15 protein-coding genes are annotated in these 22,988 nt (G+C 48.2%); 13 read left to right on the top strand and 2 right to left on the bottom strand.

The genetic code is table 11. The features are described from left to right. The first annotated feature begins 6 nt into the window (after positions 1 to 6). From LLG46_00105 to LLG46_00075, 7 genes are all read left to right on the top strand, one after another. Positions 7 to 1,092 carry a type IV pilus twitching motility protein PilT gene (locus LLG46_00105; GenBank protein ID MCE5321696.1) on the top strand — a complete coding sequence of 362 codons (1,086 nt, stop codon included), beginning with the start codon at positions 7 to 9 and terminating at the stop codon, positions 1,090 to 1,092. Beyond that, positions 1,085 to 2,257, top strand: a complete 1,173-nt coding sequence (locus LLG46_00100; protein MCE5321695.1) for a radical SAM protein — start codon at positions 1,085 to 1,087, stop codon at positions 2,255 to 2,257. The genes LLG46_00105 and LLG46_00100 overlap by 8 nt, the downstream gene beginning before the upstream one ends. Continuing rightward, complete coding sequence (locus LLG46_00095; protein MCE5321694.1) at positions 2,229 to 3,803, top strand: AAA family ATPase; 1,575 nt, start codon at positions 2,229 to 2,231, stop codon at positions 3,801 to 3,803. The genes LLG46_00100 and LLG46_00095 overlap by 29 nt, the downstream gene beginning before the upstream one ends. A gap of 459 nt (positions 3,804 to 4,262) precedes the next feature. Next, the gene (locus tag LLG46_00090) at positions 4,263 to 4,862 is read left to right on the top strand and encodes a TetR/AcrR family transcriptional regulator (GenBank protein ID MCE5321693.1); all 600 of its coding nucleotides are present in this window, start codon (positions 4,263 to 4,265) and stop codon (positions 4,860 to 4,862) included. 126 nt (positions 4,863 to 4,988) lie between these two features. Continuing rightward, positions 4,989 to 6,611, top strand: a complete 1,623-nt coding sequence (locus tag LLG46_00085; protein ID MCE5321692.1) for a TolC family protein — start codon at positions 4,989 to 4,991, stop codon at positions 6,609 to 6,611. Beyond that, positions 6,608 to 8,089, top strand: coding sequence for an efflux RND transporter periplasmic adaptor subunit (locus LLG46_00080; protein MCE5321691.1), 1,482 nt, complete (start codon positions 6,608 to 6,610; stop codon positions 8,087 to 8,089). The genes LLG46_00085 and LLG46_00080 overlap by 4 nt, the downstream gene beginning before the upstream one ends. Then, positions 8,076 to 11,531 (top strand): efflux RND transporter permease subunit, encoded by a 3,456-nt coding sequence (locus LLG46_00075; GenBank protein MCE5321690.1) that lies wholly within the window; start codon positions 8,076 to 8,078, stop codon positions 11,529 to 11,531. The genes LLG46_00080 and LLG46_00075 overlap by 14 nt, the downstream gene beginning before the upstream one ends. Before the next feature lie 43 nt (positions 11,532 to 11,574). Here the strand turns inward: LLG46_00075 and LLG46_00070 are convergent, their stop codons facing one another. Further along, positions 11,575 to 11,757 (bottom strand): hypothetical protein, encoded by a 183-nt coding sequence (locus LLG46_00070; GenBank protein ID MCE5321689.1) that lies wholly within the window; start codon positions 11,755 to 11,757, stop codon positions 11,575 to 11,577. A gap of 243 nt (positions 11,758 to 12,000) precedes the next feature. On the opposite strand from LLG46_00070, the gene LLG46_00065 reads away from it, so the two are divergent. The 4 genes from LLG46_00065 (at position 12,001) to LLG46_00050 (ending at position 18,702) form a co-directional block, all read left to right on the top strand. Then, positions 12,001 to 12,186 (top strand): helix-turn-helix domain-containing protein, encoded by a 186-nt coding sequence (locus LLG46_00065; GenBank protein ID MCE5321688.1) that lies wholly within the window; start codon positions 12,001 to 12,003, stop codon positions 12,184 to 12,186. 393 nt (positions 12,187 to 12,579) lie between these two features. Next, positions 12,580 to 17,847 (top strand): FG-GAP-like repeat-containing protein, encoded by a 5,268-nt coding sequence (locus LLG46_00060; protein ID MCE5321687.1) that lies wholly within the window; start codon positions 12,580 to 12,582, stop codon positions 17,845 to 17,847. Between the two features lie 200 nt (positions 17,848 to 18,047). Next, positions 18,048 to 18,191 (top strand): hypothetical protein, encoded by a 144-nt coding sequence (locus LLG46_00055; protein ID MCE5321686.1) that lies wholly within the window; start codon positions 18,048 to 18,050, stop codon positions 18,189 to 18,191. Between the two features lie 88 nt (positions 18,192 to 18,279). Next, a complete protein-coding gene (locus LLG46_00050; GenBank protein ID MCE5321685.1) occupies positions 18,280 to 18,702 on the top strand; it encodes a hypothetical protein in 423 nt (140 codons plus the stop codon). A 99-nt stretch (positions 18,703 to 18,801) separates the two neighbouring features. Here the strand turns inward: LLG46_00050 and ppdK are convergent, their stop codons facing one another. Beyond that, positions 18,802 to 21,462, bottom strand: coding sequence for a pyruvate, phosphate dikinase (gene ppdK / locus LLG46_00045; protein ID MCE5321684.1), 2,661 nt, complete (start codon positions 21,460 to 21,462; stop codon positions 18,802 to 18,804). Between the two features lie 263 nt (positions 21,463 to 21,725). Between ppdK and LLG46_00040 the strand changes: the two genes are divergently transcribed. Together LLG46_00040 and LLG46_00035 are read left to right on the top strand one after the other, a co-directional pair. After that, entirely contained in the window at positions 21,726 to 22,370 is a 645-nt protein-coding gene (locus tag LLG46_00040) for a hypothetical protein (GenBank protein MCE5321683.1), read from the top strand. Between the two features lie 151 nt (positions 22,371 to 22,521). Then, entirely contained in the window at positions 22,522 to 22,827 is a 306-nt protein-coding gene (locus LLG46_00035) for a GIY-YIG nuclease family protein (GenBank protein ID MCE5321682.1), read from the top strand. Positions 22,828 to 22,988 lie beyond the last annotated feature (161 nt).

The following is a 22,988-nucleotide window of genomic DNA, read 5'->3' as shown; positions in this document are numbered from 1 at the left end:
ACAAGAATGGAACTTATCGATTTACTAAAGATAGCTGTAAATAAACGCGCATCGGACCTGCATCTGATGGTTGGTGTTCCGCCGGTTTTGAGGATAAACGGCGAGATAATTGTGGCTAATGGCGATTCGCTGACTCCCGCCGATACTAGTAGGCTGCTGCTTGACACACTTTCTGAGGAGAAGAAACAGACGCTTACTAAGGACTTGCAGCTGTGCTATTCCATGAAGATTCCTGAAGTAGGATACTTCAGAGTCAGCATATACTTCGAGCAAGGCGAACTGGGAGCATCTGTGCGCGTGGGTATGACGCATATCTACAGCCTTGAGGAGTTGAATTTACCTCCTGTCGCTGCAGAACTCACTAGGAAACCATCGGGCTTGATACTGATTACAGGTCCGACCGGATCCGGCAAAACAACCACTCTGAACTCAATGATCGACCTTATCAATCGGGATAGACGGTGCAAGATCATTATGGTCGAAGACCCGATTGAGTATGTACACCCGAACAAGCGGAGTATAATTGTTCAACAGGAGGTGCATACCGACACCCACTCATTCAGCAAAGCGTTGGTGCATATACTGAGACAAGATCCTGATGTGATCGCAGTTGGTGAGATGAGGGATCTCGAGACTATTGCTACTGCGTTGACTGCGGCTGAAACAGGACATCTCGTCATAAGCACTCTTCATACACCTGATGCATCTCAGACTGTTGACCGAATAATCGATGTTTTCCCACCTGCCCAACAAACACAAGTCCGCATGCAAATGGCCTCCAGCCTTGAAGCCGTGATATCACAACAATTGCTGCCTAGAGTGGATAAACCCGGACGCATATTGGCAACTGAGGTAATGATAGCTAATCCTGCCGTCAGAAATATAATCAGAGAAAACAAGACTCAGTCGCTGTATAACGTCATCGCCACTAGTCAATCGCAAAATATGCAAAGCATGGACTCCAGCTTGCGTGACCTCTATCAACAGGGCATTATTACATACGACACTGCGGCGACGCGTGCCAAAGTGCCGGCTGAAATGCGTTCGCTAAAAGATAGGCGCGCTGCGGTTTCTACAGATGGAATTGGATAACTACAAGCATATCGCCACTGGAAAACGATTGCCTGCTTTTTGGCAGTCAGCGCACCGGCATATTAGCGTTGAGAGGTATGCAGCGGTAGAAGAGCTTTGGCATATCCACGAATCGGCACTCGATTATTCGATTGACAGCAACCATGCCGGTTCGACTTCTTTGTTGGATGTGAAATCGGAAATAGCAAGTCATATGCTCGAATCGTGCAATTTGTGTGAGCATAGGTGTGGGGCCAACAGGCAGGCAGGTGAAGTCGGGATATGTGGAATAAGACGAGACAGTCACTATTTCTTTGAGCAGATACTGTGGGGAGAAGAGCCTCCGCTGGTTCCGTCGCATGAAGTGTTTTTTTCGGGGTGTAATCTCCGATGCAAGTTTTGCTATAGCTGGCAATCGCTTCAGCATTCTGATCTAGGGGATTGCGTGGTTCCGGAGGATTTTGCAAAGCTGATATCGGCCAGACATGCCGAAGGCTCGATCAACCTGAACCTCATAGGCGGAGAGCCGACGTGCCATCTGCCAACGATTTTGCGTACTCTTCAGTTGCTTGATACGCCGGTGCTAATAGTCTGGAATTCGAATTTTTTTATGTCCAATCAGACAATGCGGCTGCTTGATGGTATTGTTGATCTCTACCTCGGCGATTTTAAGTTCGGCTGCAACGCGTGCGCCAAAGACTTAGGCGCGGTGAACGGATATGTGTCTATTGCAAAGCGGAACTTTAAGCTGGCCTACGAATCCGGTGACCTGATAATTCGACACTTGTTGTTACCCGGACATATTGATTGCTGCTTGATCCCGATTGCCAAGTGGGTCAGCGAAAACTTGCCGGGTGTGCCGTTTAATCTAATGTTCCAATACACTCCATACTTCGGGGCTCTTGATGATCCGGCGCTGTGCCGCTCATTGCTGCCTGATGAAGAAAAGCGGGCGTTGGAGATTGTTGAGTCATACGGTCTAAACACTCGAAGTTGGAAAAAGCCTCTTTATGCAGCTTGTTGTAATGACAGGAGTATAGGTAAAGGCGAAATATCGACTACAGTCACAATTCGACCTGATGGACGGGTCGGCATATTGCATTTACATAGCGAGCTTTTAGATGTGATAAGAGCGCTTGAATGTGGAGGAAAGCACAATGGCGGAACAAACCAAGAAATCAAATAGGAATGCGGCACTGGACGAGATAGAGGTATTGGTCAGGGCCAGATATCCGGTAATATATGTTGTCAGTTGGGAGGAGACACGTGTGGAGGATTCAATTGCTGAGATAGCAGCAAAGCGCGAAAAGAAAGTCTTTTCCTGGTCCGTCTGCCGTGGAATAGTCCCGCATGGCACATCACCCCAGTCACAGCGCAATGTCGATGCAAAGACATGTGATCCGGTTGTTGCGCTAAACCAGGTTCTTGATATGATGGACCCCGCCATATACGTTTTTAAGGACTTTCATCCTTATCTTTCAGACCCGGCAGTCATTCGCAAGGTGCGTGAGGTGGCGCTATTCCTCAAAAACAGCTATAAAACGCTTATATTGGTTTCTCCGACTCTTCGTTTGCCGTTCGAACTGGAAAAAGAGATCAGTGTAATCGATTTCGGCCTGCCCGGACGCGAGGATGTGACCGAACTGCTCGAAAACACCGTAGACGAGGTCAACAAAAACGCAGGATTAAATGTCAATCTGAGTGATGCTTCCAAGGAATCACTGGTTAACGCGGCGATGGGTCTGACAATTAACGAGGCAGAGAACGTATTCGCTAAAACTCTCGTAAAGACAGGCGGTCTCTCCGACAAAGATGTTCCGATCATCCTGTCGGAGAAAGAGCAGATCATCCGCAAGTCTGGAATGCTGGAATATTACAGGGCATCTGAGGAGTTCGGCAATGTGGGCGGCATGGAAGAGCTTAAGGATTGGCTCAGAAAGCGTCGGTCAGCTTTTTCATCCGAAGCTCGAAAGTTCGGGCTGCCGTCCCCAAAGGGAGCACTTCTAATCGGCGTTCAAGGCTGTGGAAAAAGTCTTTGTGCGAAAGCTCTCGCTTCTTATTGGCGCGTTCCACTCTTAAGACTCGACTTGGGCCGAGTGTTTTCGAGTCTTGTCGGGTCCTCCGAAGAAAATGTCAGACAGGCAATGCGCGTCGCGGAGTCTGTCGCTCCGGCAATATTGTGGATGGACGAAATAGAGAAGGCTTTTGCAGGGACGCAGAGTTCATCTTTCTCGGATGCCGGCACGACTTCACGCGTTTTTGGAACGTTTATTACCTGGCTGCAGGAGAAGACTGCACCAGTATTTGTTATAGCTACCGCAAACAACATTTCTCAACTGCCGCCGGAACTGCTCCGCAAAGGTCGCTTCGATGAGATATTCTTTGTCGACTTACCGGATCGAACCGACCGAGTCGAGATATTCAAAATTCACATCAAAAAACGCGGGCGCAATTCTGAGACGTTTGACTTGCCCCAACTCGCTGAGGCATCCGATGGCTTCAGCGGAGCCGAGATTGAGGAAGCTGTTTCCTCGGCGCTATTCGATGTGTTTGACAAGAGTCAAGAACTATCAACTGATGCTCTCTTGGCTAGTATTCGGGCAACGGTCCCTCTGTATCGCACGATGAAAGAAGATATTGAAAAACTCAGAGATTGGGCGCGAGACCGTGCTCGTCCTGCAAGTGCAACTCAGAGTACCGGGTTTATATCAGGAAGAAAGATTGAACTGTGATGCATGGCTAACTGCTGATAGTCGGTTTAGTTTGATTGTCATCACAATCAGTGAACAGTATTTAACTGAAAGATACCGGTTTTTTGGGGAATTCTGGCTGGGTTGTGTTGCCATTTTGCCATATAGTGCTTCAAGCTCAAAAGCCACTTCTGATTGCATATCCACACGAGCCAAGGACACTAAGTAAATTACGCCCATAAACTTGTATTAGAGATTGTACTTTAACATATACGGATTTTATGCTGAGAAGTGCAATTTACTTAGCGTAAATTGCTTAGGAGAGCACATAAGAAAACGACGATTGGATCTAGGATTAACATTGAAAGGTGTTGAAATACTGCTCGACGTCTTTCCCATGCTCGGTGTCCCCAGATCCATTCATGGCTTTCCTATTGACAATCTATTTTACGTGTGGAACAATTAGAATGAACGTTCAGTCTATAGATACGGAGGATGTGCATGATGTCAAATAAGTCTGGCGCACAACCTGATGTGAAACGGCGGATAATGAGTGCTGCAGAGCAGCTTTTTGCTGATAAGGGCTACGATGCAACATCCATAACCGACATCACAGAGTCAGCGGGTGTAGGACGAGCACTAATATATTATTACTTCAAAGATAAACGTGATCTCTACATTTCTATTATCAAGGATGGAGGCGAGCATATTATCAGAACTGCCGAAAGTGCTTATGATTTCAACGGCAATGCCTTTGAGAAGATTCGGCACTTTATTGAGCAGTTTCGGCAGTTGCACATAAACAGACCCAATATCGGTCGTTTAGGCATGCGGGCGGAGCTTGAAGGGAGTCTTGTATTTGACGAACATGCCAGAGAGAATTTTAACAAAATTTCATATATCCTAGCTAGAATAGTGGAGAAGGGAATCGAGCGGGGAGAGATTAGGGAATTGAATCCCCAAAAAGCTGTGCATATGATAAACGGGCTGATGCATTCCCTGATTATGATGTATCTGCATGGAGATGAGGATCAGAATCCTGAAAAAGACATTGATTTTGCAATGGATATTCTGGCACATGGAATTTCCAATAACTGCTGATCCAACGCTTGAGGTATCAGCAGCCCGATGAGCACAACAACCTGCTGGAGGAAGTGGCAGGTATTTTTTGCACAGCTTATTGACTGACCGTTCAGTATACAAGCAGTACCTTAGTAGGAGGTTGAAATGACCAGACTTAAGATAGTTGCAATCGGAGCGATGGTTTTTTGCGTCGTCTCTGCTTGCGCCGGAGCGGAAACCACTGCGCAGGATGTGGAGTTCAGCCCATCACAGGCGATCATACCGTCGGTCTGTCCGCAAGACAAAGGCCCTGAGCTTCCCCCAAAGCCGGCCGCAGTGAAATCGGAAGCAATATGCATTCCGGCAGCAAAAACACATCTGGCAGAGCCCTGCAAATCGGATATTATTACAACGCCGGGACCTTCATGCGGAAGGACAATGAACACACGAGCGCCTGAAGTCTCGTCTGCGCCGGTGCCGGATATCATGAGAGAGCCCATAACCTTGGAGCAGGCTCTGGAGATCGCATTCAAGAACAGCCCGGAGATTCAGGCTGCGTTGAGCAATGTCGAGAGTTCCAGAGGATCGGTTGAAGAGGCACGCGCTCAGTTTAATCCGACTTTTAACGCAACGTTGTCCGCTACGCTTCAGGGACCTATTACGCAAACGGTAACTTCAGGTGGGCAAACGGTAGATCTTGTTTCATCACCTGATAATATTGCCGGTCTGACGGTTACTCTGCCGCTTGATGTCTCACACCAACTCAGATACTCGTCCGATATTGCAAAGTATCAGTTCCAGGCTGAATATTTGTCTATGGTGTCTGTTTCTGAGCAGTTGATAGTCGACGTGAAAAGCGCATATTATGATCTGCTCCGAGCCTGTGGTCAGATGGCTGTCAACCAGGCTTCAGTGGATGATGCCAAGCAGAGTCTGGACATTGTCAGCGACAAATTCAAAGAAGGTACTGTTGCCAAATATGACGTAACAAGCGCCGAAGTCAATCTCGATAACCTGAACCAGCAGCTTATCGCTTCTCAAAACGATGTTCGTGTGGCACAGTCATCACTTAACGCGGTGCTTGGTATTGATGTAAACAATCCGACCCAGGTGGCAGCAATTGATGTGCCGGTAGACACAGATTCGGTGAATATACCGGAGTGTGTAAATCAGGCCTATGCAAAGCGCCCTGAAATCAAGTCTGCGCAGATACAAGTCACACTCTCTCAAACAAATGTAAATCTGCAAAAAACTGGTATGCGTCCATCGCTGAGCCTTAGCGGTGGTCCCAGTTATGATTTTAATCCTAGCGGTACAACGACAGATAAGGCATCGTGGCAGGCGGGCCTTACGTTGAATGTGCCCTTATGCGACGGCGGTGTCACTAAAGCAAAGGTCAGACAGGCAAGAGCAGAAGTTCAAAACTCACTTGCAAGTCTTAATAAACAAAAAATTGCAGTTGCAAAAGAAGTTCGCAAAGCAGCTCTCGATCTTCAAAATGCGGCACTTCGCACCAAGACTACGGCGCATGCCGTCAAACTTGCCGAAGATGCCCTGGCAATAGCCAATGACCGTTACAGTTCGGGCGTCGCTGTTTGGGTGGAGGTTACAAATGCGCAGTCCGATCTGGCCCAGGCAAGATACAATTATGTGGATGCCCAATTTGATTATGCTAATGCACTCGCCCAACTTCAGAAAGCGACAGCCAGCCAGCCGGAATTGAACCAGCTTCAGCTGCTGGCAGATAAGGACCAGGTGAAAGTGAAAGTTAAGGAGGCTCAATCATGAAAAGAAACATACCGGTTATTGTTACGCTTGCCATAATCATTGTCGCGCTGCTTGCCGTGGCGGCCGTAAGAAAGCCTAAAGCTCCCGCTCCCACAACTCAGGAAATCTGGCAGAAGAGCGGTGTGCCTGTTCAGACAGCCGCTGTAATACGCGGCGATATGGACGATACCGTGCAAATCACCGGCGACCTGAGCGCACTTAACAGCGCAGTTATTTCTCCAAAAATTTCCGGCAGATTGATGTCGATAAACATCCGTGAGGGCGACAGAGTCTCCAGAGGTGAAGTCGTTGCGGTCTTGGACCAGGGAGACGCCGAGGACAATCTTGAGACTGCCCAGGCCAGCCTGGAGTCCGCCAAGGCAAAACTGGAACAGGCAGTCACAAATCTTGACGTCACAAAAATCCAGACCCAGACAGCAATCAGGAATGCTCAGGCTTCCTTGAAGTCGGCACAGAACAAACTTGTGCTTGCAAAGCAGCCTTCTCGCTCACAGGAGCGCAGAGTGGCTCAAAACAAGGTCAACTCAGCCAAGGCCGAACTGGATCAGGCAGAAGCGGATTACAAGCGCTATGAACGCCTGCTCAAGCGGGGGTCTGTCTCTCAGTCCGATTACGACGTCAAAAAAGCCAATTATCTGGTCGCGAAAGCCAATTACAACAGCGCAGTCGAAGACCTTTCCATAATCGATGAGGGCGGCCGAAAGGAAGACGTCAATGCCGCTCAGTCGAATGTCGATGTAGCCCAGGGAGAGCTGATCGATGCCAAAGCAAATGCTGCTCAGGTAAGAGTCAAGGAAAAAGAGGTCACAGCTGCCAAGGCAACTGTCCTGCAGGCAAAGGCAGCCGTCGATACTGCAAGGCGCGAGCTTGGAAACACGTATATCAAGTCTCCGATATCGGGAGTCGTTTCTTCTCGCAGCGTCGATCCGGGTAATGTCGTATCTGCCGGGCAGGAACTTGCTTCGATAGTTGATTTGAACAGTGTTTACTTCAAGGGTGATGTCTCCGAGCAGTATATGGCCAAAATCAGCAAGGGCCAGTCTGTGAGTGTTAGAGTAGATGCATTGCCCAACGATGCATTAGAAGGCACCATAACCGAGGTATATCCGTCCGGTTCTACATCCAACAGAAACTTTTCAGTGCGAATATCGATCGCAGGCGCAAGTAATAAGATCAAGCCGGGCATGTTTGCGACAGGTGAGGTGCTTGCAGGCAGACTGTGCAACATACTGATGGTTCCCAAGGACGCGGTAAACGACCAGGAAGGCACACAGTCTGTCTTTGTGATTGGCAAAGACAATATCGCCAAAAAGCATATCATATCCATTCTCAAAACGGACAGAAACTATGCCCAAGTTTCCTTACCGACTGATTTGAAAGTAGGTGATATGGTAGCCACTCAGGGAAGAAAGAACCTCAAGGACGGCTCTAAAGTGGAACGACACGACGGGGGAGGCGCAAGCGATGTGGCTAACTAGAACTTCCATAAGCAGGCCGGTATTCATTGTAATGTTCGTGCTTGCGCTAATCGTCATGGGGTTCCAGTCCAAGTCTAAAATGGCCAAGGAACTCAACCCAAACATCGATATTCCGTATGTCATTGTAACAACGACATACAGTGGAGCCGGACCGAGCGAGATAGAGTCACTTGTCAGTGAAACTATTGAGAAACAGCTCAGCGCCATATCTCATGTAAAGAATATCACTTCCACTTCGCAGGAAGGCACTTCCACTGTTTCAGTAGAGTTTGAAATGGGAACGGATGTCGAGGCTGCCGCCGCAGATGTCAGGGACAAAATTGCTCAGGTAAAAGCCAGCCTGCCTGATGATGCGGACGAGCCTAAAGTAACCAAGATAGATTCATCTTCAATGCCTGTTATGAAGATCGGACTTGCCGGCAATCTTACGCCAAAGGAAATGCGGATTCTCGCCGACAACACCATTTCGGACAGGCTTGCTAAGATTGGCGGTGTTGGCGCCGTAACGGTCAGCGGCGGAGAGGAACGTGAAATATCCGTTGCGGTCAACAAGAACCGTCTTGATGCTTATGGGATAAGCATTAGCAGCGTGGTCGATGCCTTAAGTGATGCAAATACGAATAATCCTGCCGGTTCGATCAAAGAGGATGCAAGAGACTATACAGTCAGGACTGTTGGAGAGTTTGCCAGCATTCAAGACATTGCGAATACGCCCATCCAGATTGGGACCAATACGGACGGCTCTATGAATGTAATACATGTCAGCGACATCGCCGCCATAAAGGACACTGTAGCAGAGCCGGAAAAGATAGTCCGTCTCAACGGCAAGCCCAGCGTCATTTTGACAATTCAAAAGCAGTCCGGCGCGAACACTGTCGCGATATGTGATGGCGTGAAAAAGCAGTTTGAAGAGATGAAGCCGATACTGCCTAAAGGTGTATATCCAGTAATTGCGACAGATCAGTCGGTCTATGTCAACGATTCGCTAAATGACGTAAACAAGACCCTTGCTGAAGGCGTATTGCTGGTTGTATTGATAGTGTTCTTGTTCTTGCATACGGCCAGAGCCACATTTATCGTTGCCTGCGCTATCCCGACCTCGCTTATGGCCACATACATACCGACAGGTGCATTCGGGTTTACACAAAACCAGATGGTTTTGATGGCGCTTTCGCTTGTTGTAGGTATTCTTGTTGACGATTCAATTGTCGTTCTTGAAAACATTGAGCGGCATTTAAGAAAACGCGAAGCGCCGGTTGAGGCCGCTATCAACGGCCGCACTGAGATAGGTCTGGCCGCCATCACAATCACAATGGTCGACGTGGTCGTATTCTTGCCGATTGCGTTTATGGGAGGTATGACCGGGCAGTTCTTCAGGCAATTTGGTGTAACGGTGGCTGTTGCAACCTTGTTCTCACTGCTTATGTCATTCACATTGACGCCAATGCTTGCCTCCAAGTGGATGAAGAGCGAGGATGACAAGGAACGTGACGAACAAGAGATCATGCGCCGCCTCAGACAGGACTGTCCAACGATCAAGGATAGGATTGACCTGTTTGCAGGCAAACTATTCGCCACTCTCGAGTTCCTCCTCAAGAGCCTGGACACAAAATACAGAGGAGTCCTTGAGTGGGCGCTCCACAACAGGTTTATGACAATCATCATCGGCACAATATCGCTGCTGGTGGTCTTTGCGATGGTTATGCCCAAAAGCGGACTTGGCGGGCCAAGGCTCGTAATTGCATTCATCGCTTTACTTTGCTCGGCCATAGCATGCTTTGTCGACAAGAGCAGCAAAAACATTGCTATCACCTTTGGTGTCGCGATGGCGTTTATTGCAATGACCATCTATCTGCCGTTCGGCTTTGAGTTCTTTACCCAGACCGACCAGAGCCAGATCAGTATAACGGCAAGAACACCCGCTGGAACCTCGCTCAAACAGACTGATGCAGTCACCAAGAAGATCGAAGCGATAGTAAAGCAGCTCCCTGAAATGAAGACAGTAAAGTATAAAGTGTCCGATAGAGTCTGGTATAACCCATTCAGCTGGTTTAGGAGCCACATGGAATCGCAGACGGGCTATTGTATGGCGATGTCCGGTTCAAACACTATGAGGATGTCAGGTGACAGCGGCTCTCAATATGCCAATATCTCGGTCAAGGTGGTCGACAAACAATACCGCAAGAGAAGTCTGCAGGAGATTGTCGACTGGTTATCTGAAAAGACTGCTCATATCCCCGGCACGGAACTGGTTACGGTCTCAATGCAGTCCAATGCCGGCCCGAGCGCTGGAATCACCAAGGAAGTCCAGGGTCAGAAAATGGACGATGTCGTCGAGGAAGCCAATCGGGTTGCCGATATAATGCGCAAGATTCCAGGTCTGGTTAACATAGACATATCCTACAAGGCAAGCACGCCCGAAAGAAGGGTAATTGTCGATAAATACAAGGCTGCAAAGCTGGGAATGACGGAGTCAGCGGTGGCCAGGGCTGTCCGAATAGCCATTGATGGCGATGACTCGGTTGAACTGCGCGAAAATGGAACTGAGTATCCGATAAGGGTGCATTATGATTTGGCACAGCGCAGCAAGGCATCTGATGTCAACAACTTAATCATCGGGACCAAGGATGGCGCTCCGATCTACTTGAGCGACGTGGCAAAAGTAGCCTATGCGTTTTCTCCAAATAAGATCGAGCATCTGAACAGGCAAAAGTCTGTCGAAGTAACCGCGAACATTGCCGGTGGCTACAGCATGGGTAACGTCAATCAGTCGATTGAAAAAACGCTGGCCACATCGCCCATGGTAACCGGCACCACGGTCACTTCCGGCGGCTCAACAAAAATGATGGGCGAATCTATTGCAGCAATGTTTGCAGCTTTGCTGCTGGCGATAGTGTTGGTATATATGCTGATGGGCGCTCTGTTCGAGTCATTCCTGACGCCGTTTGTAATTATGTTCAGTCTGCCCCAGGCTATTATCGGAGCGTTACTTGCTCTGCTGATTACAGGCAAATCAATGGGTGTAACTGCTATGATTGGTATTATCATGCTGATCGGTCTTGTAACAAAGAATGCGATTTTGCTGGTCGATTACACTAATACACTGATGAGCCGGGGCAAGAGCCGCAATGAAGCGCTGCTTGAAGCTGGACCGACCAGGCTGCGGCCTATTTTAATGACGACCCTTGCCATGATCGGAGGAATGACGCCTACTGCACTAGCTCTCAGCCAGGGATCCGAATCACGTTCACCAATGGCTATTGCGGTTATCGGCGGTTTAGCTCTTTCGACGCTGCTGACTTTGATCGTAATACCAGTTGTTTTCACGATAGTTGATGACGCTTGGAAAGCATTTCTCCGCAAGTTCTTCCCAAGAGCATATCGCAAGTCGGTAAGCAAGCCGGACTCTCAAGAGCATGAGACGGTTCTTGCCGATGTCTAGAGAGAGTGTTTAATGCGGCGGGGTACAGAAGTATCCTGCCACATTAAACTGTGAAACATAATATGACAGCATATCCTTCACCCACAAAACGCAGATTCTTTGAAAGCCAAACATCATCACTCAACACCAAACACGCATTGCTAGTCCACAACCAGTGAACAACATTTAGCTGAAATTTACCGGTCATTTCATCACATTTTGCCTGGTTGTGTTGCCATTTTGCCATATAGTCCTCCAAGCTCAAAAACCGCTTTCATTGAGCTATCCACATGATCCAAAGACCTTAGGAGAACACATAAGGAAACGACGACTTGATCTGGGACTGACATTAAGAGGTGCTGAAAGACTACTAGGCGTTTCGTATCGCTCCATATCAGACTAGGGCAAGGGAGATTACTCGCCTACTGTAAAAGTAATACCAAAGATAATTGATTTCTTAGGCTATAATCCCTTTGATAACATCTCGGCAATGAGTCTTGGGGAGAAAATACGGATGTGTCGAAAACGCTTGGGGCCTAGTACGAAGGAAATGGCTAATCGTTTAGAAGTAACTGCTACTACCATTTCATTTTGGGAAAACGGCAGAGTCGAGCCAACAATGAGCAGTCAGAAACGACTGAAAGACTTTTTAATTCTTACTCCTAATGTGAATTAGGCGACAAGTGATTTGATAGCTAAGCCTGGTCTATGCAGCTTTTGATTGATATATATGACTATCAACAAAACATAAAATGATGGTGAGGATAGTCTTTGTGTGTTTGGCATATTTTTGTTTTCCAAACACTAATTACACCACTCGCGCAGCTATCCTCCCTCTATCGATTATGAGTTCTAATCCACATTATATGTTAATTCTTGTTATTGCAATAGCACATAAAATCAAATATTCATTCTACATAATCAAGTTCCTCAATTATATATTTCATGATCTGAAGATAAAACCCTTGATTTATGCAATTATGCTAATATGGAACTTGACCTCTGCACGATAACATGGCAAACTAACGATATTAGATACTATTGCTACAGAGGATAGGTTCTTAAGGTGATGACCAAATCAATTGCCGTTGTCGTATCATTTATCGGGTTCTTCTTCGGCTCATTGCAAATTACTCAATGTGTAACTTTTACAGACATCAACGCCGGGTTTCCAGCCGTGACTGACGCGGCTATTGCCTGGGGCGATTATGACAATGATGGAAAACTGGATATTGCCATCGCAGGGTGCATATCATCATCTTCATGCATCACACGAATTTACCACAACAATGGTGGCGGCAATTTTACTGATATAAGTGCGGTTCTAGCTGGTATTTATCGTGGTTCTCTTACCTGGGGTGACTATGATAATGATGGTGACCTAGATTTAGCACTCACGGGATATGGAAGTGCTGGGTCCGTTGGCAAAATCTACCGCAATGATGGAAACGGCGTATTTGTTGACGCCGGTATAGGACTTATGGGTGGTACATACAGTCGTATTGCCTGGGGCGATTACGACAATGATGGCGACTTGGATATTGCTCTCAGCGTTTCTAGTGGAACATTTATTTATCGCAACGATAGCAGTTCCTTTACGCAAATATCTGCGAGTATTCCTTATACATCTGGTAATGCCATCGCTTGGGGAGACTATGATTCCGACGGTGACCTGGATTTAGTAATAGTGGGATCATATGCCAGCGCTATTGTGCGCAATGACGGAAACGGCAAGTTCACTGACATCAAAGCTGGTTTACCGCCGCTTTATTATGGCTCTGTTGCCTGGGGTGACTATGATAATGATGGTCAACTTGACCTTGCTATCGGCGGTGGCGCCAACATCAATTACAAACTAACACCCGCGACAAATATCTATCATAATGAGAGCGGTAAGTTTGTAGATATCGGTGCGTCGATTCCGGGGATTTTATATGGTTCTATTGTCTGGGATGACTATGACAATGACGGAGATATGGATCTCGCCATTGAAGGCGGTACCGGGGCCGGAATATACAGAAATGATGACGGTACATTTATAAATAGTGGATTGCAGCTTGCAGCACTTCAGCCCGGTGTAATTGCCTGCGGAGATTATGACGGAGATGGGCGCCTTGATCTTGCGATAGCTGGGACGCAGTCATCCCAGTTTATAACCAAGATTCTGCACAGTGATGCTGAGGCTGCCAATGGAGTTCCGAGCGCTCCTCAGCACCTTAACGCACAGATATTAAACGGGGGGATCAAATACAGTTGGGATCCGGCTACAGATGATAAAACCCCATCATCAGGACTAACATACAACCTCCGTATAGGAAGATCTCCAGGAACTCAGGATGTCTCTTCCGGTATGGCCGATATAGCTACCGGACAGCGACGCTTGCCTACGATTGGAAAGACCAGCTCACAGTCCTGGACATTTAACAACCTTAGTGGTGGGACATATTACTGGTCAGTTCAGGCTATCGACTCTGCTTTTGCGGCCTCTGCTTGGTCTCAAGAGCAATCCATGTACCTGCCGGCAATTACAGGTCATGTAAAAACTCGTTTTGGCGCAGGTGTTTCAGGCGTAATAGTGGCAACGGATGACGGCTCCCGATCTACGCTTACGGACTCTAGTGGATACTATAACCTTGGCGTGCTGTCCGGTTGGAGCGGAACTATAGTGCTGAGCAAAACCAATCACTGGTTTGACCCGGCAAGCAGGTCATATTCGGCTGTAACCGCAGATATGCCGGATCAGGATTACCTCATCGCCGGATTTGACGACGCCAATACAGGACTTGGTGTCAACCAATGCGCAGCCTGGGGTGACTATGATGGTGATGGTGATCTTGATTTTACTAACGGAGAGGCCATATATCGTAACGATAACGGAAAACTCGTCGATATCAACACTTCGCTTATTAGCTCAGTTATAGGTGGTATTGCTTGGGGCGATTATGATAACGACGGTGACCTGGACCTGGCCACTAGCGACTGGACAACCTATGTAACATCCATTTACCGAAATGATTCGGGAACTTTCAATGATTCGCAAATCAGAATATCAGGTATTGACGCAAGGTCTGCAAGTTGGATAGATTACGACAATGATGGCAAACTCGACCTTGTTTTAGCTGGTTCGATACCGTATAACACCCCAGCAATAAAGTTCTATCACAACGATGGCGGCGGCAAATTTACATCTACAATGAATCTTCCAGGAGCTTTTGGTGATCTTACCTGGGCTGACTTTGACAATGATGGCGACATGGACCTTATTTATTGTGAGGGAAGTTACAACGGCACGTTGCAAGCAACAGGCACCAGATATTATCGCAATGACGGCAACGGCATATTTACTCTTGTTGATACTGCACTTTCCAATCTGGCTTGTTGGTATATGGCAGCAGGCGACTATGACAACGATGGTGATATAGACTTAGCTGTATCAGGTAAAGAAAATAACATAGGTTTTGTCAGAGTCTATTCCAATGATGGAAACGGTCATTTTACCAATTCAGACTTCACATTTCCATCTATGTGCGATTCAGTTGCCTGGGGTGATTATGACAATGACGGTGACCTTGATCTCCTTGTCAACGGCTGTGGAATTTTCCATAATGACAATAATGCAGGATTTGTAAACTCAGGCATTACACTTGCACCCACCAATGTGGGGACGTCTATTCCGTATAACTCATGTATTTGGGCAGATTATAATAATGACGGTGACCTGGATATACTTCTTGGGGGATATTCCACAAGCACCACTTGTGTAATTAAAAACACTACCTTTGCTGGAAATATTCTACCTCAACCACCCACAGGCTTGTCTGCTAAAGTTGCCGATGGTCGCGTGGTGTTTTCATGGCTGCCTGGTAGTGATGCCGAAACGCCTGTCTTGGGGCTTTCTTACAATGTTCGTGTCGGAACAATTCAGGGTGGCAATGATGTAATCTCTGCAATGGCCAACGCATCCTCAGGACTGCGTTACATACCTGCCATCGGCAATGCTCAAAAATGTCTGTCGTGGTCTTGTCCTCTCAAAGGCTGCCCGGGCGGCCCATTGTACTGGAGTGTTCAATCCATTGATACGTCGTATGCAGGTTCATCTTGGGCTCCTGTAGCTTCATTTGTTGCATTACCAGGCATCAGAGGTTATGTTCGCACTTCGGGAGGTGCCGGAGTAGCTCAGGTAGTCATCCGCACTAATGATGGAATCTCTGCAGTAACTAATGCCGACGGTTCATACGCATTAGGTGTTCCGATGGGCTGGAGTGGCAAGGTGACAGCCAGCCAGCCCGGCTATTGGTTTGCTCCTCCCAATAAGTCCTATCAGAATATAACTAGTGACATCAGCACGGAGAATTATACAGCCACTGCACAAAGCTTCACAAAGCTATCATGCGGGCTGCCCACACTTAGCGCCTCCACTGCCGCCTGGGGTGATTATGATAATGATGGTCAACTGGATTTGGCGTTGGCAGGTATTGTAAGTGGCGGAGTCTATAGTATTGCAATCTACCGCAATAATGGTGGAACCTTTACAGATGCGGGGGCAAATCTTCCAGCAATATGCTGCACCGCGCTGGCCTGGGGTGATTACGACAATGACGGCAGGCTGGATTTAGCAATGTCCTGCACCACAGATCCAATAAATATGAGAGGTTATGTCACTAAGATATTTCATAATGATGGAGGCGGCAAGTTTACTGAGTCAGTCACATTCACAACAGTTGGTGCTGCATCAGTTGTTTGGGGCGATTATGATAACGATGGGCACTTGGATCTAGCAACAGGAAGTAAGATATTGCACAATGATAACGGCACGTTTGCAGAGGTCGATACCGGCCTACCGTGGGGATGTGGATCAGCTTGGGCTGATTATGATAATGACGGTGACTTGGATCTTGCAATCTATAAAATGCCACTTGACTATTCAATTCACGTCTACCGCAGCGACAACGGCTTATTTGTTGCTACTGAAAACAGCATAAGAGGCAGCAGCATGTGTTGGGGCGACTATGATGGTGACGGGCGTCAGGATATACTCGCAGGCGATTATCTTGTTAGCCCTTCTTATACTCGTGTTTACCATAATGATGGTAGTGATAAGTTCTCAGACATCAATTTGAGACTCTCCGGTAGTTCCCTGATTCAATGGGCCGATTGTGACAATTGTGGAAGTCTGAATATTATGTGTTGCATTGGAACATCTCTTTACTGCTTCTACAACCTCGGCAACAATCAGTTTATGGCAACAGATCCGATTATATCTGGAGCTACAATAATGGCAGTCGGCGATTATGACGGCGACAATGATATCGATTTACTTGCTTATGATAACGCATATCCAAACCATATACTCATATATCGTAATGACACAGGATTGCGAAATACACCGCCGTCAGCTCCTGCTCACCTTACCACTATCGTATCGGGTGAAGGTACCACATTCCATTGGGCCCCCTCATTCGATGCTCAAACAGCTTCTGCCAACCTGACATATGTAATTAAAGTCGGTACTCAACCAGGTAAGGATGATATTTATAGCGGTGAAGCTGATTTGACTACCGGCAAGAGGCGTATACCTGTGCCAGGCTACGCAAACACTACATCTTGGACACTAAAAATACCTAGCACCCGCAATTTTTACTGGAGTGTCCAAGCCATAGATACAGCACTAACAGGTTCGGCCTGGGCAGCAGAGCAGTCAACTGCACTGTCACAACCGTCAGCATTTAAATTCGCCCAGGAGGGAAAGTTCGTTGCATGCGCATTGATGATTGTCACAGCGGTATATGATGGTTTCTTCTATGTGGAAAATGCTGATAGAACATGTGGAATTCGAGTTGAGAGTGCAACCATTCCTAATATAGGCGATGAATTGAATATTGGCGGCAATGTTGCAACAAACGTCAATGGAGAACGGTATATTTATAATGCTGTCTATACACGCTCTGGAAGTGGGAGTATAAAGCCTTTAGGCCTTAACAACCGCTTACTCGGCGGAGGGCAATACGGACTACAAATGGGCGTTTGGGGCTACGGGATTATTTTTGATTCAAATGGCAAACCGATGCATAAATGGATGAAAAATAGTGGCGTCAACAACATTGGGCTGCTCATTACTACCTGGGGCAAGATAAAACAGCTTGATACTCAATCATCAACGTTTGTTATTGATGACGGCTCCGGGGATACCGTAAAATGCATCGCTCCTAATGGGCTTTCATTTGATCCTAACTGGTCATATGTATGTATAATTGGCATTTCTTCATGTGAAAAGTATAACAATGAGCTGCAAAAGACAGTTATAGTGCGTTCGAAAAATGATATCACAGGCTACTAATCGGCCGCCTGCCTATCATTCTGAAAGCAAAAATTCTTTGAATACAACAGGCGCACAACATTTAACTGAAATATCATGGCCTGTTAACTACATTTTGGCCGATTCGTTGCTTTCTAATTATAGAAGGCATTTTTTACTCACATCCATCCAACCTCCACCACCACAAGCCGACCGTCAACCAGTTCAGAAAGGAGAAAACCATGCTAAACCCAACCCAGCACCAGAAAATCGCTCGCAAGTGCACCCGTGTCCTTGCCCAGGTGATCGATGATTTCCCGGCCCTGCTCGCCCAGTCAGAGGTGGAGGTCGCCGCGGAGATTGTAGCCGGTATCATCAAGACCTAAATCACTATGCCTGCGCCTCAGGTCGACCCGTCTGAAGCTCTTGCCGAAATTATCAAACGCGCGCAAATGGATGATGAGGAGGATTAAAATGGCCACAGGACCCAAAACAGAAGAGGGCAAGAAGCGCAGTTCGCTCAATGCCATGAAACACGGCCTTACTGCCAGGGCTCCGCATGCCCTGGAAAAGCTTGCCGAGGAACTCTGCGTCAACTCCCGGGAGATTCACGAGCGCATGCGGGACCACTATCAGCCGGAGGACGCACTTGAAGAGGAACTGGTCAAGCGTATAGCCGACTGCCTGTACCGGTTGGAGCGTGCGCGGGCGATGGAGAACCGCGTAATGTGCCGCCAGATAGACCCACTTCGCCCGACTACATCGTACGAGCGCATCACCAGATATGAACGCTCTATCGATGTCCATCTGTACCGCGCAATCGCGGCTCTGGAGAAGAAAAGAGCAACTTCACATAAAAAAGGAGTCAAAACGAACTCCCCACGCTCAATTTTTTAGATTTTACGCTCAGTTCGTTTTGACTAAAATGCAAAAAATCCCCCAGCCGGCTCTGTGCCGACCAGGGGATCGTCTATCTTATTTGAGCCATCAGGCTTATTACTTGCTCTTCTCCTCGATAACTGCCTGTGCAGCAGCGAGTCTGGCAACCGGGATTCTCTTCGGTGAGCAGGATACGTAGTTCAGGCCGATCCTGTGGCAGAACTTGACGCTGTCCGGCTCTCCACCGTGCTCTCCGCAGATTCCGAGCTTGATCGTCGGGTTAACTGCCTTGGCATCCTCGACACAAATCTTCATCAGTCGACCGATGCCCTTCTGATCGATAGTGTCGGTCGGGTCGGTCTTGAAGATCTGCTTGTCGATATACAGAGGCAGGAACTTGGCGGCATCGTCGCGGCTGATACCATAGCCCATCTGGGTCAGGTCGTTGGTGCCGAAGCTGAAGAACTGAGCTTCCTTGGCGATCTCATCAGCAGTAAGGGCTGCGCGCGGGATCTCGATCATCGTGCCGATCATGTAGTCGACCTTGATGCCCTCAGCCTTCATAGTCTCATCTGCGACCTGAGTAAGCTGCTTCTTGAGATATGTGAGCTCATTGACGGTGCCGATGAGCGGGATCATGATCTCAGGATGCACTTCCATGCCGGACTTCTTGACCTCACAGGCAGCTCCTATGATAGCGCCAACCTGCATGTTTACGATGCCAGGCATGTAGATCGAGAGCCTGCAGCCTCTAAGGCCGAGCATCGGGTTCTGCTCGTGCATATCCACGACCTTCTTGAGAAGCTTTTCCTTCTCAGGCAGCTCAGGAGAGTTCGGGTTCTTGCAGCGAAGTTCAGTCACCTCGACCAGCAGCTCGTCCATGTTAGGCAGGAACTCATGCAGAGGTGGGTCGATCAGTCTTACTGTGACCGGCCTGCCGCCCATTGCCTTGAAGATACCCACGAAGTCATTGCGCTGCAGAGGAAGCAGTTTGTCCAGAGCTTCCTGGCGGGTCTTCTCGTCTTCGGCAAGGATCATGTTGGCTACCAGCGGGGTGCGCTCTGCACCGAGGAACATGTGCTCAGTGCGGCAGAGTCCGATGCCTTCTGCTCCGAGTGCGACCGCGTCGGCTGCATGCTCGGGGTTGTCGGCGTTGGCGCAGACCTTGAGCTTGCGGACTTCATCAGCCCAGCCCATGAATGTGCCGAAGTCGCCGGTGACTGTCGCGGGCTCGGTCTCGAGCTGAACGTTGTATACCAGGCCGAGGGTTCCATCGATTGTGATGACGTCGCCTTCTTTGAGCACGATATCGCCCACGTTGACCTGCCTCTTGGCTTCGTCGATCTTGACGGCGCCGCATCCGCAGACTGTCGGGATGCCGTACTGGCGGGCGATGAGAGCCGCGTGGCTGGTGCGTCCGCCGAGCTGGGTAAGAACACCCTTAGCGGCAAGCATTCCGCCGAGGTCGTCCGGGTTGGTCTCTTTGCGAACGAGGATGACTTTCTCGCCCTTGGAGGCCATTGCGATAGCGGTCTTGGAATCCAGAGCGATCTTGCCCGACGCGCCGCCGGGTCCTGCGTTCAGACCCTTTGCGATCTCCTTGGCGCCCTTGGCAGTCTTGATGCGCGGGTGGAGGAGCTGTTCGAGAGCTTCCGGCGGGACTCTCATCAGAGCCTCTTCCTTTGTGATGCGCTTCTCATTGACCATGTCTACAGCAATCTTGACGGCTGCAACGCCTGTGCGCTTGCCGTTGCGGCACTGAAGGATGAAGAGTCGGCCCTTCTCGATGGTGAACTCGATGTCCTGCATATCGCGATAGTGATCTTCGAGTTTCTGCGCGATATCGGTGAACTGCTTGTAGATTGCGGGGAACTCGTTGGCAAGCTGCGCAATCTCTTCAGGGGTTCGCACGCCGGCCACGACATCCTCGCCCTGAGCGTTCTTGAGGAACTCGCCGAAGAGCTTGTTCTCACCGTTGGCGGCGTTGCGGGTGAAGGCAACACCGGTACCGCAGTCGTCGCCCATGTTACCGAAGACCATCGTCTGAACGTTGACGGCGGTTCCGAGGTCGTGGGAGATCTTCTCGCGGTTGCGGTAGATGATGGCTCTCTCGTTGTTCCAGCTCTTGAATACGGCTATGATAGCCAGTTTGAGCTGCTCCATCGGGTCTGTCGGGAAGTCGCTGCCGGTGACTTCCTTATAATACACTTTATACTGAGCGACCAGTTCCTTGAGGCCCTCGGCATCTACTTCCGTATCGACCTTGGCGCCTTTCTTCTCTTTGAGGGCGTCGAAGATGATCTCGAAGTGATGCTTGGCCAGCTTTGGATAATCGCCTGAAAGCACGATGTCGGAGAACATCATCAGGAATCGGCGATAGGCGTCGTAAGCGAACCGCTCGTTACCGTTGGCGGCGACGATTCCCTTGAGGGTATCATCGTTGAGACCAAGGTTAAGGACGGTGTCCATCATACCAGGCATGGAAAACTTCGCGCCGGAGCGGACCGATACGAGCAGGGGATTGTTGGCATCACCCAGTTTCTTGCCCATGTCCTTCTCGACGTCGGCAAGAGCGGCTAGCACATCTTCCCAAAGTCCGTCGGGAAGCTTACCGAGCTTGGTATATTCGTTGCAGGTCTCGGTGGTGATGGTGAATCCGGGCGGAACAGGCAGACCGATATTGGTCATCTCCGCCAGGTTAGCGCCCTTGCCTCCGAGAAGGTCTCTCATCGTAGCGTTACCTTCGCGGAAGAGGTACACGCGTTTCTTGTCAGACATCAAGTAATTCCTCCTATATATCTACTTGCTTATTAGTTGTCGTACCAACCATAAAACTTATTCGGCGGCCAAGAGAATTCCTTCCGCCCAATTGGTAATTAATAAACTTTTAGTGAGGTGGATGATGGGTGTTAGGTGTTAGGTGTTAGGTGTTAGGTGTTGGGTGCTGGGGAAGGGAGGGGCTGGTTGGCGTTGACAGGCGGACTGGTTGTGGATAGAATGCGGATTAGGCTGTGTATTATAACCAACAAGGAGCACTTGTAATGGAATCTGCTTGGATTGGAATAATAGGTGTTGTGATTGGCCTAGTAATTAATGAATTCTTTAGAAGAAGTAGTCGTGTTGAGCCATATTCCCAGCAACTTTTCGCAAAACGCATAGAGGTATATGAAGACTTGTTCCGAATTACCAATAACTTTTCTAAAGTGGCTGCTGAAGTATTAGAAAATGATGATTATACTCCTGAGGAACGTAAGGAGATCGTAGACGAAACTGTACTTGCTGTTGCAGAGTTATGCGATCAACAAGCATTCTATCTTGATGATAGAATAGTAATTCAATGTGTCTCGGCTCTTATGGGTTTAGAGGACATCTATTACATTACTGACAGCAATGAGAAAACCCACAGGACTAAGCAATTCTACGATAACCTTACGCAAACTCGACAAATTCTCAAAGATTGCTCCGGTTTGAGCAAGATTGAAGAGCTCTTCCAAAATATTCACGGATATCGGCTTGACAGTGAAATTATTAGATTCGTCAATAAGCAGCTCAAAGGCCGGAAACCCATGTTCATTGGATGCACAGGAAAGCGAAGTAAACTAAATGGTTCGGCATCCCCTGATGCCGGACATGATTCAGTTGTTACGGAAAGCCGTTATCCTAAAAGCAATAAACAACAGATGTGATAATCTGTCATTCCCGCGAAAGCGGGAATCTAGGCGCTGTTGCCGTATTAGGGCGCAAACTCTCTGGATTCCCGATCAAGTCGGGAATGACACGGTTGTTGGAGCGGCCGGAAATAACATTGTTTATGTGGATGTGGGAATCTAGAAAAAGATGAACCAATACTACGTATACATTCTTGCAAGCAAGAGAAATGGAACACTATATGTCGGCGTTACTAATAATCTCCAGCGCAGAATGTATGAACACAAGCAAGGAAAGCTAGAAGGCTTCACCAAGAAGTATAATGTTAATATGCTTGTCTATTTCGACCAAACTTCAGATGTGAATGCTGCCATAGCCCGAGAGAAACAAATAAAGAAATGGAATAGGGCTTGGAAGCTTCAGCTTATAGAGTCGATGAATCCGAATTGGGATGACCTGGCGGCAGATTGGTTTCTCAAGGAGAATGATAAGTGAGAGGGCTATTTCGGGACGTCAGAGGCTGTCTCAAATCCCATTAGCCTTATATACATAATCGACCATATTTGCGTATATTATCTGTGATCGCCAGATTGATACAATCAAACGTTTGATATTAGCAAGATATTGCCTTGCATCGGCATTTGATATGCACTTGA

It is taken from the genome of bacterium, assembly GCA_021371935.1.
GTDB lineage: Bacteria > Armatimonadota > UBA5829 > UBA5829 > UBA5829 > UBA5829.
The sequence above is the reverse complement of the archived record's forward strand: the minus strand, read 5'-3'. Positions and strand labels throughout refer to the sequence as shown.

Coding starts and splice junctions, on each gene's coding strand:
- LLG46_00105 (MCE5321696.1), top strand. CDS start 7: ATGGAACTTATCGATTTACTAAAGATAGCTGTAAATAAACGCGCATCG.
- LLG46_00095 (MCE5321694.1), top strand. CDS start 2,229: ATGGCGGAACAAACCAAGAAATCAAATAGGAATGCGGCACTGGACGAG.
- LLG46_00090 (MCE5321693.1), top strand. CDS start 4,263: ATGATGTCAAATAAGTCTGGCGCACAACCTGATGTGAAACGGCGGATA.
- LLG46_00085 (MCE5321692.1), top strand. CDS start 4,989: ATGACCAGACTTAAGATAGTTGCAATCGGAGCGATGGTTTTTTGCGTC.
- LLG46_00080 (MCE5321691.1), top strand. CDS start 6,608: ATGAAAAGAAACATACCGGTTATTGTTACGCTTGCCATAATCATTGTC.
- LLG46_00075 (MCE5321690.1), top strand. CDS start 8,076: ATGTGGCTAACTAGAACTTCCATAAGCAGGCCGGTATTCATTGTAATG.
- LLG46_00070 (MCE5321689.1), bottom strand. CDS start 11,757: ATGGCAAAATGGCAACACAACCAGGCAAAATGTGATGAAATGACCGGT.
- LLG46_00065 (MCE5321688.1), top strand. CDS start 12,001: ATGAGTCTTGGGGAGAAAATACGGATGTGTCGAAAACGCTTGGGGCCT.
- LLG46_00060 (MCE5321687.1), top strand. CDS start 12,580: ATGACCAAATCAATTGCCGTTGTCGTATCATTTATCGGGTTCTTCTTC.
- LLG46_00055 (MCE5321686.1), top strand. CDS start 18,048: ATGCTAAACCCAACCCAGCACCAGAAAATCGCTCGCAAGTGCACCCGT.
- LLG46_00050 (MCE5321685.1), top strand. CDS start 18,280: ATGGCCACAGGACCCAAAACAGAAGAGGGCAAGAAGCGCAGTTCGCTC.
- ppdK (MCE5321684.1), bottom strand. CDS start 21,462: ATGTCTGACAAGAAACGCGTGTACCTCTTCCGCGAAGGTAACGCTACG.
- LLG46_00040 (MCE5321683.1), top strand. CDS start 21,726: ATGGAATCTGCTTGGATTGGAATAATAGGTGTTGTGATTGGCCTAGTA.
- LLG46_00035 (MCE5321682.1), top strand. CDS start 22,522: ATGAACCAATACTACGTATACATTCTTGCAAGCAAGAGAAATGGAACA.